This is a genomic window from Paraburkholderia sp. (genome assembly GCF_047605525.1).
Classification (GTDB): domain Bacteria; phylum Pseudomonadota; class Gammaproteobacteria; order Burkholderiales; family Burkholderiaceae; genus Paraburkholderia.
Genome location: NZ_JASGFN010000012.1, coordinates 40,273 through 52,612, shown reverse-complemented (window position 1 = coordinate 52,612; position 12,340 = coordinate 40,273). Strand labels below are relative to the sequence as shown.

Below are 12,340 nucleotides of genomic sequence, written 5' to 3'. Positions count from 1 at the left end.
TGGTGAGCGGTTCGCTACCGCAGGGCGCCGCCGAGCCGCAACAACGCGATCAGCAGGGCCAGCGGCAGTGCGATCCAGGCTGCCGCGAATACCTGCGGGCTTTCGATATGCACGACCAGCAGTCCGACGAGCAGCGACAGACGTACGCTGCGGGTGATGCGCCGGTCGAACGACCAGTGCGGATCACGCTCCTCGAACGGCACGCGGCTGTGCAGGCGGTACTGCTGTAGGGCGTGCAGCACCACGCGCAACTCGGCGGGCGTCGCACAGAGATGGCGGATCAGCCAGCGCAGCAGCATCCCTGGTTCTCCTACTGGTCCTGCAGCAGATCGAAGTCGGGCGCGCCCTGCGTCGTCTGCTGCTCCTGCTGGTTGGTCTGGCCGAGCGCGGCCGCACGGGCGGCAGCAAGCTGTGCCGCGTTGCCCTGGGCCTGCGATTGCGCGATGCGGTCCTGCATCTGCTGCATGACCTGGCGCTGCACGAGTGCATGCAGGTCGACCATTTCGCCAGCGAGCACATTCGACTGCTGGTTCAGCATCTGCAGGCCCTGCACATTGCCCGTGACACCGGGGATCTGCGACTGGATCTGTTGCAGGTTCTGCGCGCGCTGCGCGAGCGTGTCCAGGTTCTGCATGTCCTGTGTCATTTGTTGCTGATACAGACCGCCACGTGTCGAGGCAAGCGACGTGTAGGCCGACAGCCACTGCGAAGGCGACATGCCCGTCGTGTTCATCTCGGAGAGGCTGCGACCGAAGAGCCCGTTCGTGGCAGTGGCCGCCTGCTGCAGTTGCGTGACAGCGGTGGACAGTGACTGGAAGCTCGCAAGCTGCGTGCGGTAGGGAGCGATGGTCTGGTCGATCAGTGAGGTGGGAACCTGCTTCAGGTTCTGAACCATCGTCACGTACTGTTGAATGCGGGTGATCTGCGCCTGGACGTTCTGCTCGACCATCTGCGCCTGCTGGGCGACCGAAGAAGCCAGCTCGGCATGGTTCAGCAACTGCGTGATTTCGGTGGCGCCCCCGTCAAGGCCGCCGCCGGCGTGAGCCGCACCCGCGTGCAGCATCATCGACAGGACAGCGACGAGCGCCGCGCCGGGAATCGTTGGCTTAAGCATGATGGGCTTCCAGTTCCGATGCTGAAATCGCACTCCCGCTGGACTGATTCATCGCCTCCTCGATGTAGCGATCTTTCCAGTCCGGACGCCCGGAATGCAGGTGCCGGTCGAACATGAGCTGGGCGCTCATCTCGGATCGCAGGATGGCGACCGACGTGGGGTCCAGTGGCACCGAGATGCGACGTGACGCGCCGCCCTGTTCGGTCACGAAGTAGTCGCGTTTGGCGACGAGCTGCTGGATCGTGCGGATCTGGGCGTCGGACAGACCGAAATCGCGCTGGTAAGCCGCTTTCGCGGACGGTGTGAAATTTTCGACCGGCACGAACACGCGCACGAGCACGTTGTCGCGGATCTGCGGCCAGATCTTCGAGGTCGAGACCTGCTCGGGCGACTGGGCATCCATCCATACGCAGCCGAGCTTCTTGCGCATCGTGACGATCCAGTTCCCGATCTGCGCGGCGAACGTATCGTCGTCCAGCAGGTTCCAGATTTCCGGAAGCATCACGAGCGTGGGACCGATGACGCCCGCGGCGCGCCGCTGCTCGAGCGAATCCTGGATGCGATAGGTCACGTACGACAGGAACGGGCGGGCAATGGCCGGACTGGCGAGAATCCGGTCCGTCGCCATCGACACCCAGCGGCCGGCGTTCGAGCTATGGTCGAAGCTGTCGTGCACGTTGTCGAAATAGTGCGCGTGGACGGCTGGACCAACCCACAATGCCAGTTCGTCGGCAAGCGGACCGGCGGGCAGCGACGCGTGGACCGTACGCAGTCGCCACAGCCGCTGGTCGCTGCGGCTGCGCGTCGCGGCGAGCGCGGTTTCGAGCTCGTGGCGGTCTCCCGCCGTTACCCGGTAGGTGCCGCGCTGCTGGACGAGCATCACGATCCATTCGACGAGGAATTCCCGGTGCCGGAGGTCCGCGAGCAGCACGAGCGGGTTCATCTGTGCACGTTCGTCATCGGAAGCGCCGGCTGCGTCATGATCGAACTGCAGGTATCGTCCGCCCTGGAGGATCGTCGGGATACGCATCGACAGGTCCTTGTCGAACCCGTACAGCCATGCACCTGGATACTTGCGGAACAGCGTCGCACACAGCAGCATGAAGATCGTTTTGCCAAATCCGGTGCGCCCGCAAATCAGCATGTGCCCGACGTCGGCGAGGAATGCGGTGAACCAGTAGGGCGTGCCGAACTCGGTCGGAAAGGCGGCCAGCGCGGGACAGCGGGTGCCGGTCTCTTTCGTCAGATGCGCGTTGATCCGGTGCCCGTCCGACACGCCGCGCAGTGGCAGCAGTCGTGCCAATGCCGCTGTGTCGATGAACGACCATCGCGCGCATTCGCGCCACATGCCCGGGATGGTCGTTGCGAAGGCGGAGAAGGCATGGAGGGTTTCGCGTACCGGCGTGAAGTGCGCCGCGCGCAGCGCTTCCTCGACGGCCCTGTGCGTCGCGACCGCCTGCGTCCACGCCGTTTCGATGGCGACGTCGTCATCGAACGGCGTGGTCTCGAAAACGGGCGAGAAGGAAAGGACTGACAGGTTGTAGTACCCATACATTTCCTCGGCCATCTCGACCTTGCCGATACGCCGGTTGGCATCGTCCGCGGCAGTCGAGCGGGAGGGGTTCTGGCGGGCGCCCGAGGTGTCTCCGCCGCGCAGCGTAGCGGCCAGCAGCGAGCGCGTGTCGAGCCGTCGCCCTTCGTGATAGCGGCGGATGCTGTCGATGAAGCGCATCGCGACCGTCGGCGTGGTGAGCCGGAAGCAGTGACTGACCGTCAGTTCCCCGGGCACCTTCAACAGGCCGTCGAGGCTCGTGGGTCGTACGCTGTCCGGCCAGAAGTCACGCCGGGCCGGGACGCCGGCCGCGATCGCGAAGCGCTGGCGGCCGTGCGAGTAGAAGTGCAGGTAGTCGTGACCGGGGCGGACCTCGGTATCGCACATCGCGAGATCCAGTGCGGGAATATCCGGTACCGGCACGGCAGCGACGTGGTCACTGGGCGGCGAGCAGCACGCGTGCATGAATGCGCCCAGTGCGCCACCCCGAAGCCTGTGACAGGCAAGTCGCGGATTGCCGGCGACGAAGCCGAACAGGATGTTCTCGAAGGTCTCGACGGCGGCAGCCAGTTCCGAGGCCGTATAGGCAAACAGGTACTGGTCGGAAAAGGTGCCGCGCACCGCCTGAATCAGCGACTGCGCGATCGACAGCCTGTCATGCGTCATGCCGTGCGTGACCTTGCCCGCAAACCGGTCGAGTCCGACTTCGGGGGCCAGTGCAAAGGTGACGAAGCGGCGGTTCGCATAGTTCGCACCGCGCTCGAACGTGTCGCGCCGCGCATCGTCAACGCGTTGCGAAACTGGATCGGGCATCGGTACGCTTAGGTACCGGGCACTGCGGCGGCGGTGCACCGTCCACCACATCGTCACGGGCCGGCGCGCGATGTCACGCAGCGACGTGATCAGGTTGTCCATGAGTTCGAGCACGTGGCCGGTCGAGAGCGCATCGGCATCGGGACCCGAGAACTCGTACGTCGCCATCACCGACGAGTCCTTGTTGACGATCAGCGAGTCACTGAAGCGGAACAGCCACGGCACCATCTCGGCGGTCGAACGGCGGTCACCATCCGTGCGCTGCGCGACGCGGGCGAGCCGTTCGCCATCGAATGGCGATAGGGCGGCAGATGCCTTCAGCACGGCATCCCCCGGGCAAAGCCTTTGGGACGGGCATTGATCTTCTGGCGCAGCAACTGGCGGGGCTCGTAGTAGTCGCCCTGACGGCTGTATTTCGTATAGCAGCGGATCTGGTCAGGGTCGCGCCGTACAGCGAGCCATAGCACCGGATGCGTGACCAGTACCGCGAGCAGCACCCAGCCGTTACGCAGACCTGCTGCGAACGTGATGACGATGGCACACTCGGCAATGCACCATTTGCGGTCGATCCCGAGCAGCAGGAAGGGTTCGAGCATGGTCTTGCGGACGCGTGTCGCAAGCGGGTCCGCCGGATCCTGTGGATCGGGTGGTTCGCCGGATGCGTCGTGCCCGGGGGAACGAAGCGTTTCCATATCAGCGCCTCAGATGCTGCCCGTGCATGCGGCGCCATGGTTGAACACCTGCGCCCAGAGCAGCGGCATGTTCAGGATCGCCAGCGTGCCGAGCACGCCGCGCAGCACATGCGTCTTGATGTTGCTGCGGCCGTCGTCGAGCAGCCACAGCACGATCGAGCCGACGAGCGCGGAGAGCGAGACGACCTCCAGCAGTTCGTTATCGAGCACGTCCTGGTAGACGGTGCACAGGCCACCGTTCCAGATGCCGGCATGCGCGATGGCGGGAATCGTGCCGAGCCAGAGGGCCGCGAAAATCAGGCGCAGCGCCCGCGGGTGCCGGACGACGAGGGTGCGCGATGCATCGCGCAGATCCGCGCCGTGCTGGCGGCATGCGGAGATGACCCGGCTGGCGCTGCGTGGCAGGCGGGCACGATGATGCTGATCATGCATGGGCCATCTCCTCATGCGAGGCGAAACGGGAGAAGAGACAACGTGTCTGGTAGCGCCCATTCCCGGCGCCGAGCACTTCGCGGATTTCGACCGGGCCACGCACTGCACCCTGGCGCTCGGCGTGCACGAAGAACCGGAATGTGGAGGCGATCTTCTGGCGCAGGTCGTCGATGGAGAGGAGCCGGCCTTCGTCGCTCATCCGGATCAGCGATTCCAGCCGGGCGGGCGCGGTGTCGGAAGAGTCGGCATGGAACGAGACGATGGAGCCGGGGTGTCCGGTGTTCAGCGCTTCCATCAGGTCGAAAGCTTCGGCGCCCCGGACTTCACCGACGATGATCCGGTCCGGGTGTACCCGCAGCGAGAAGCGCACGAGGTCGCGGATCGTAATGCCGAGCCTGGTCTCGAACGCGACGTGATTGGGCGTATGCACCTGCAGCTCGGCCGTGTCCTCGATGGTGACGACGCGATCTGCCTGCGGTACGGCATCGATCATCGCGTTGAGCAGTGTGGTCTTGCCGGACGAGGTACCGCCCGAAAACGCAACGTTGATGCGCTCGCGCATGACCCATTCGAAGAACTCGCGCAGCGCAGCGCCACCCGCAGCCAGACGCTCCAGCAGCGCGGCATGGCGGCGGCGCGCGGTGAGCGGTGACGCACCTCGAAGTACATCGAACGCACCGCTGCGCTCATAGTCGGCAAGTCCAATACGTCGACGCGAATGCTTTCTGATCGACATCATGTCGCCGTGTACAGCAACCGGATGCCGGGCAGCAGCGAGGCGCAGGCCAGGCAGGCGCGCGTCGAGCAGCGGCGTCTGCTCCTTTGCATTGACGTTCGCGAGGATCGTGATGGCGCGGTCGAGCGCATCGGGATCGAGCTCGCACCCGGCGACGTATGTGACGCTCCCGTTGCGCTCGACGAAGATCGCGTCGGCGCGGTTGACCATGATTTCCTGCACGTCGGGGTCCGCGAGCATCGGTTGCAGCGGACCGAGGTAGTCGTTCAGTACCTCGATCGCGTATTCGTACGTGAGCCGGCTCATCGAACGCCTCCCCATGTGAGAGGCTGGAACAGCTTTGTGATCAGCCCGGAAGCCGGCGCACCTTGCTGAACGACCGTCGGATCGGACGATGCTGAAGGCAGGTGTGACGCTGCCGTGTTGAGTGCCCGATACACGCGGCGTGCGTACGCGATGCGCCTCTCGTGCGCCCCGGCGTTGTAGGCGCCGACGGCGTCCCAGTTCACGCCGAGTCGGTGAAGGTTCTGCGACAGGATCCATGCGCCGACATAGGCGTTGGTGCAGCGGTCATGGAGATCGGCACGCGAGATGCCAAAGCGCGAGAGCGTCACCAGCCACCGGCTGTTGATCTGCATCAGGCCGATATCGGTGCTGCCGTCAGCATTCAGATGGACGACGTTCGCGTGCTGTCCGGACTCGACGGTGGCAATCGCGCGGACGAGCCGCACGTTCACGTGATGAAAGCGCGCGGCGTCATCGATGCAGTCGGCCCGGCAACGGAGCGCCAGTCCGGACATCACTGCACCCACCAGAACGATCCACACATACCTCACCATTGACCTCATCCGTTGTTGCCAGTCCCCACGTCGCGCCGATGATCACGAAAACCAGAAAAAGAGCCTGCCGGACGCGGGGAGCATCCCGGCAGGCCAACAGCGCGCGTCGGCCCAGGGGGAGCGGACCGACGGGTTCACTGTAGGCAGCGATGGCGCGCGGAGGGGCCCGATACCTGCCGGTGTGTGCGCCCGGGCCGGCAGGTTTTTGCCGACTGCCTGGTCGCTAGGTCGTTGCCAGGACAGACTGTCCAGCGCGATACAAAGGCGTTGGCGGAAGGCTGCAAAGGCAAGGGGAACAAAGGACGATCAAAAGGGAAGGGCCTTATCCAAAGGCCACGGGTGAAGCCTGGGATGAGTCGCTTCACCCGCTGAAAGGCGCAAAGGGTGAAGGGTAAAAAAGGCTGCTGCGGCAACGGAGAAAAACGCTACGGCGCACGCCGGGAAAGGTCGGAAAGGGCTAGGAAGGGACAGCCTGGCTGACCGAGATTTCCGGTCTCCGCGCGTTCGACATGACTGCATGCGACGTCTGCTTGCCGTGCAGTTATTTTGGACCGGGAGTGAGGGCGACTGCGTACTGTGGGGACAGTCGAGCGAGGCACTGCGCACGCCGCGCAGCCCAATTGCACTTATCTCCTGCGAGCCCACATGGCACTCAGTACCGCCCTGACCTGGCTGGGACGCGCTTCAGCGGCCTCCACGAGGCTCTCCCAGCCAGCGTTGCCTGCTGCACCCGTCGCCGCTCCGACACTGCGGCGCTCGCAGCCGTCTGCGCAGCATCTGCCAGTGCTCGCGTCCGGTGAGCTCCTTGTGCGAACCGGCATACAGGGCCCAGTGCGCAGTATCGGAAGCAGCCTGGGCCTGTCGGCGGAAAGTGAACGGAGGGACGTCGAGCCGCTGATCCGGCAACTCACCGAATTCGTGCAACTATTGCCCGCATCGGAATCCCATCATCACGCACAGCCCGGTGGCCTGCTGATCCATCTGTTCGAGGTGGCACGGTCTGCGCTGCATTTCCGCGAAGGCTACCGGCTGCCGCTCGGCGCCAGTCCCGAAAACCAGATGCAGCACGGCGCGCGATATAGTTATGCCGTGCTGGTCGCCGCGCTGCTGCACGACATCGGCAAACCCCTGGCAGACCTGAACATTGAAATCGTGATTGGTGCGACTGCGCGTCCCTGGGTGCCGCTGGCGGGCAGCATGAACGGGCAGGGTGGCGAGTGGTACCGGGTAGATTTCCCGGAACCGGCACAGCGCGACTACGGCGCGCACGCGCGGCTGTCCATCGTGCTGCTCCAGCGCCTCGTTCCCTCCGCATCGCTCGCCTGGCTCGCTCAATATCCGCCAGTCATCGATGAACTGGCAGCGTATCTCTCCGGCGACGCCAATGCAAAGGACGGGGCACTCGCGAAGATTGTGGGGGAAGCGGACCGGCGTTCAGTTGCGCTGAACCTGCTCTCGGGCCCTCGCACCCGCTTTGCGACAGCGCGCGCGGTTCCGCTGATCGAGCGGTTGATGGGCGGGTTGCGGCGGTTGCTCGCCGAAGGCGAGCTGCCGATGAACCGTGCGGGCGCCACCGGTTACTGCGACGGCGAATCCCTGTGGTGTGTCGCGAAGACGCTCGCTGAAGCCGTGCGGGCGTGGCTGGCCCGAAACGAACGGCAGCAGCCTGGTGCGGCCGGTATCCCGGCTGACAACAACCGGCTCTTCGACACCTGGCAGGAGTATGGCGCGCTCGTTCCCACACCGGAAGGCGGCGCGATCTGGACCGTTGAGGTGACGGTGGGAACCTGGAAGCAGACCTTTACGGTGCTGCGTTTTCCGCTTGACCGGCTGTTTGCCGATCCAGGTCAGTACCCGCGTGCGCTCCCGCCCGGTGCGGTGCGGGTGGTCGAGGCTGGAATGGACGCGGCGGCGTCGCCGGCCGACAATGCATCACCGGGGTCTAGCAATACGGTAGACGTCCAGTCCGCTTCGCCGGACGCGGACGAGCCGGTTCAACCGGGACCCGCTGAGGCAACGGCTGTCCATGAGGGCGCGCCCACGGCGGGAACCGACGCAGCGTTGCCCATGTTGCTCGTCATGCCTGATCTGACTGGCGCAGCAGTCGATGAGCCCATCCCGGTGCCAACGGCAACTGTCCCGCAGCCGGTTTCCCACGTCGGCTCGCCAGATTTTCTGCCTGACTTCGAGAGCGCATCGACGTTGCAGGCTGAAGCAGTTCGCGACGGGAAGGCGCATACGGCAGACCAACCTGTGCCCGACCAGGTCGCTCCACCGATGCGCCCGAAGCAGAAAGCGAAGGCGCCGGCACGGTCCGTGGCTTCACACGCGGGCGGCCGGCAACCGCGACCGAACGCCGAGCGTTTCATGGCCTGGGTCCAGGAAGGGATTGCAACCGGCACACTGCCATACAACGAGTCGATGGCGCGGGTGCACTTCGTGCCGGAAGGCATGCTGCTCGTGACACCAGCCGTCTTCCGCGACTTCGCGCAGGCGCACCTGGAGGCGATCGAACAGACGCCCGATGAGAACGGCAGAGCGCCTGAGCCGTGGAAGCAGCTACAGCGCGATTTCCAGAAGTCGGGCTATCCGGTGGCGGCGGATTCGGGCGGTGCCGCGCGATCCTACCTGCTTCATTACACGATCAAGGGGGCGGGAGGACGGCAGCTGTCGGTAATGCTCGTGCCCGAGCCCGAGCGGTTCTTCAATCCTGTTCCGTCGCCGAACGCGATGATCCAGTCCAGGCAGAAGCCGGCGCAGGACGCCGACGGCCTGTCGCAGTCGTAGGGGCCAGGACGGGGCGGCGAGCGATGGCCTATCCAGTCGAGAACCGCTTCCGCAGACCCGTCGAACTGCTGTCGTCGGTTGCCGCACTCGCCGCAACGGGCGTGCTCTGGTCCCATCCCGCACTGTTTTTAGTGACCCCGGCGACCGACGGTGTCACAACGCTCGGATTGCTTGCCCTGGCGTGGGTGCGTGCCAGGCAGGGCTGGCAACTGATCCGTTTTCAGCGCAACCTGCGGCGCCTGCCGCAGTACGTGATCCCGGCTGCGACGATTCCATACTCGAACAGGGAGGTGTTTCTCGGCCGTGGTTTCCGGTGGAGCGGCATTCACACGCAGCGCCTCTATCAGGTTCACCTTCCCGAAAACCGGCGACTGCTGGCGCGTAACGATCTCTACGATCACGCGAGGGACTATGAGCGGCGTCATCCTGACGCACGACTCGCGCGGATCACGTGCCAGACGGGCTGGTGGAATCCGGTCGCGCCGCTGCCGCCCGTTGGCGGCGATGCCGCCCTGCACGGTGTCGAACCGGAGGAGCGCGATGTCTGGTTTGACCTCGGCGAGCGTGTTGGTCACATGGCGGTGCTTGGCACGACACGCGTCGGCAAGACCCGCCTGTGCGAGGTCCTGGTCGCCCAGGATATCCGTCGTGGCGATGTCGTGATCGTGTTCGATCCGAAGGGCGACGTCGACCTGCTGCTACGCATGTATGCGGAGGCGAAGCGTTGCGGTCGCGAGGGCGAGTTCACCTTCTTCCATCTGGGCTACCCGGACCGCTCCGCACGTTACAGCCCGATCGGCACCTACTCGCGGATCACGGAAGTCGCGACCCGCATCGCGGGCAACCTGCCGAAGGAAGGCCAGTCGGCAGCGTTCCGCGATTTCGTCTGGCGCTTCGTGAACGTGATGGCCCGTGCGATGAGCGCGCTTGGTATCCGTCCGACCTACGAGATGATCTACCAGAATGCGGTGAATATCGACGGCTTGGCGCTGCGGTATTTCCGCTTCTGGCTCGATCGTGACCATCCTGGCTGGGAAGATGGGCTGGAGCCACTCGAGAAGGAGGAGGCGAAGCAGGCGATGCGCCTGCAGCGCAACCAGGAAGTGCTGCAGGTTGCGAACCTGATCCGTCAGCAGGGCTGGACCGATCCGATCGCGAACGGTTTGCTGTCGGTGATCAGCAACGAGCGTTCTTACTTCGACAAGCTGATCTCCTCCCTCTATCCCCTCCTGGAAAAGCTCACCACAGGGCGGACGTCGGAGCTGCTGTCGCCCGACTACAGCGATCCGGACGACCCGCGCCCGGTGTTCGACTGGAACCGGGTGATGGACCGCGGCGGGATCGTATACGTCGGGCTCGATGCGTTGTCCGACTTCGAGGTCGCGGGCGTGGTCGGCAACGCGATGTTCGCGGATCTCACGTCAACTGCCGGCCGGATCTACAAGTACGGGCATGGTTACGGCCAGAGCACCGCTGGCGGCAGGCGCCGCGTATCGATCCACGCGGACGAATTCAACGAACTGGTCGGCGACGAATTCGTGCCGATGGTGAACAAGGCAGGCGGGGCCGGTTATCAGGTGACGGCCTACACGCAGACGAGCGCCGACGTGGAAGCGAAGATTGGTTCGCGGGCCAAGGCCGAGCAGATCTTCGGCAACTTCAACACGCTCGTGATGCTGCGTGTGAAATACGTGACGACCGCGCAGATCCTCACCGACCAGTTGCCGATGGTCGACGTGAAGACGCTGACACTCGCCTCGTCGGCGACGGATGCTGTCCGACGCGGGGAGGGCGTACATTTCACGGCGCAGACGCACGACCAGATTTCGGTACGCCCGGTGCCGATGTTGCAGCCCTCCGAGCTCACGCAGTTGCCGAAGGGGCAGGCCTTTGCGCTGATTGAGGGCGGCCAGCTGGTGAAGGTGCGGCTGCCGCTGCTGGAGAAAAACGATCCGGTCATGCTGCCGGGACTGGATGAGGTGGTAGCCGATATGCGCGCGAAATACACGTCCTATGTGCAGGCCGTATCGCCGTTCGATGATGCAGGTGGGGTGGCGCCGGACGTTATCGGCGGCGCAGTGGGCAGCTTCATGCCAGTCGTCAGTCACACCGAGCCCTCGGCCAGCGAACCCTGGGCGGTCGAAGGCAAGGGCGCAGGGTTCTGAGAGGAGCGGGCATGAGTGCGACGCGCCGGGATGGCAACGCGGACGGTGTGAAGTCGTTTTTCTGGATCGTCGATCTGGCGATCCATGCGATGCTATGGGTGGTGCTGGCATCGCTTCTGTCGGTACTGGCTGACATCGCGGCAGCCCACTTTTTATGGCGGGGCGATCCCGTGGGCGGGATTGAGACGCTGCTCCGTTATTACCTGGAGCAGACATCAGATCGCGAACTCGCAAGGCGTGCCGCAGACCTCGCTTACTGGAGCTGGTTTGGCTGGACGGGCGTCGATGCCTCTGCGCGCGCCTGGCAGGCCGGGACACTGCCGGCTCAGGGCCTCGGCTCCATGCTCCGGCCCGCATTTACCGGATCAGCACGCGAGGTGCTGATCGTGGCGATGGTCGGAATGAAGCTGTTCGGCGTTCGCGTCTCGATGTTGCTGATGACGATCCCGCAGTTTGTGCTGGCTGTTGTGGTCGCACTCACGGATGGGCTGGTGGCGCGTCACGTCAGGCGGGCGCAGGGCGGCCACGAATCTGCGACCCGCTACCACCGTGCAAAACATGGGCTTGCATTTGGGGTGATACCGCTGACGGCCATCGTGTGGCTCGTCGCACCGCTGCGTTTGCCTGTCTATCTCCTCTTCTGGCCGGTCTCGGTGATGATGCTGCTCGCGGTATGGAACATGGTCAAGTACTTCAAGAAATACACATAGGCAGTAAGGGCCACCCTATACTTCACTTCGACAATGAGCGAGAGGAAAGGCAGGTCATGCAGCGACGTGTGGTGGTCCGGCGCTCGCCCGTGCACGGGCAAGGCGTATTCGCGCTTCAGGCGCTCGAACCCGGCGAGCGGATTCTCGAATACAAGGGTGATCTGATCAGATGGCAAAGGGCAGTCAGGCAACACCAAAATGAAGGCACGCAGGGTCACACTTACTTTTTTGGGCTGTCGGATGGACGTGTGATTGACGGCGGGCAACGGGGAAACAGCGCGCGCTGGCTCAATCACTCGTGCGATGCAAATTGTGAGGCCATCGAAATCGATGATCGCGTCTTTATCCATGCGTCGGTCGCGATCGCGCCTGGCGATGAGCTGTTCCTGGACTACCAGTTAGTGACCGACGAGCCGGCCGATGATGAGATCAGGCAGTGCTACATCTGCCGGTGCGACGCTGCGGGATGCAGGGGAACGATGCTGGCAGTGGGGTGAGTC

At 64.5% G+C, this 12,340-nt stretch carries 11 protein-coding genes; 4 read left to right on the top strand and 7 right to left on the bottom strand.

Features of this window, described 5'->3' with window-relative positions; translation table 11 throughout:
* Positions 1 to 14: 14 nt before the first annotated feature.
* From QM685_RS18285 to QM685_RS18255, 7 genes are all read right to left on the bottom strand, one after another.
* Positions 15 to 299: a hypothetical protein gene (locus QM685_RS18285; RefSeq protein ID WP_415117862.1), complete on the bottom strand. Its 285-nt coding sequence runs from the start codon at positions 297 to 299 to the stop codon at positions 15 to 17.
* An 11-nt stretch (positions 300 to 310) separates the two neighbouring features.
* Positions 311 to 1,114, bottom strand: a complete 804-nt coding sequence (locus tag QM685_RS18280; RefSeq protein WP_415117860.1) for a conjugal transfer protein TrbJ — start codon at positions 1,112 to 1,114, stop codon at positions 311 to 313.
* A complete protein-coding gene (locus QM685_RS18275) occupies positions 1,107 to 3,707 on the bottom strand; it encodes a VirB4 family type IV secretion system protein (RefSeq protein ID WP_415118192.1) in 2,601 nt (866 codons plus the stop codon). Before QM685_RS18275 ends, QM685_RS18280 begins: the two co-directional genes overlap by 8 nt.
* A gap of 89 nt (positions 3,708 to 3,796) precedes the next feature.
* On the bottom strand, positions 3,797 to 4,171 hold the full coding sequence (locus tag QM685_RS18270) for a VirB3 family type IV secretion system protein (protein ID WP_415117858.1): 375 nt from the start codon (positions 4,169 to 4,171) through the stop codon (positions 3,797 to 3,799).
* Between the two features lie 9 nt (positions 4,172 to 4,180).
* Positions 4,181 to 4,603 (bottom strand): hypothetical protein, encoded by a 423-nt coding sequence (locus QM685_RS18265; RefSeq protein WP_415117856.1) that lies wholly within the window; start codon positions 4,601 to 4,603, stop codon positions 4,181 to 4,183.
* Positions 4,596 to 5,645, bottom strand: a complete 1,050-nt coding sequence (locus QM685_RS18260) for a CpaF family protein (protein WP_415117854.1) — start codon at positions 5,643 to 5,645, stop codon at positions 4,596 to 4,598. The genes QM685_RS18265 and QM685_RS18260 overlap by 8 nt, the downstream gene beginning before the upstream one ends.
* Positions 5,642 to 6,178, bottom strand: a complete 537-nt coding sequence (locus QM685_RS18255) for a lytic transglycosylase domain-containing protein (RefSeq protein WP_415117852.1) — start codon at positions 6,176 to 6,178, stop codon at positions 5,642 to 5,644. Before QM685_RS18255 ends, QM685_RS18260 begins: the two co-directional genes overlap by 4 nt.
* A 645-nt stretch (positions 6,179 to 6,823) precedes the next feature.
* Here QM685_RS18255 and mobH point away from each other — a divergent pair.
* Genes mobH through QM685_RS18235 form a run of 4 tightly spaced genes read left to right on the top strand, consistent with a single transcriptional unit; the run spans position 6,824 to position 12,337 of the window.
* On the top strand, positions 6,824 to 8,965 hold the full coding sequence (gene mobH / locus QM685_RS18250) for a MobH family relaxase (protein ID WP_415117850.1): 2,142 nt from the start codon (positions 6,824 to 6,826) through the stop codon (positions 8,963 to 8,965).
* A gap of 23 nt (positions 8,966 to 8,988) precedes the next feature.
* Positions 8,989 to 11,130, top strand: coding sequence for a type IV conjugative transfer system coupling protein TraD (gene traD, locus QM685_RS18245; RefSeq protein ID WP_415117848.1), 2,142 nt, complete (start codon positions 8,989 to 8,991; stop codon positions 11,128 to 11,130).
* Between the two features lie 11 nt (positions 11,131 to 11,141).
* Positions 11,142 to 11,840, top strand: a complete 699-nt coding sequence (locus QM685_RS18240; RefSeq protein WP_415117846.1) for a DUF4400 domain-containing protein — start codon at positions 11,142 to 11,144, stop codon at positions 11,838 to 11,840.
* Positions 11,841 to 11,896: 56 nt separating this feature from the next.
* On the top strand, positions 11,897 to 12,337 hold the full coding sequence (locus QM685_RS18235; protein WP_415117844.1) for an SET domain-containing protein: 441 nt from the start codon (positions 11,897 to 11,899) through the stop codon (positions 12,335 to 12,337).
* The last annotated feature ends 3 nt before the right edge of the window (positions 12,338 to 12,340 follow it).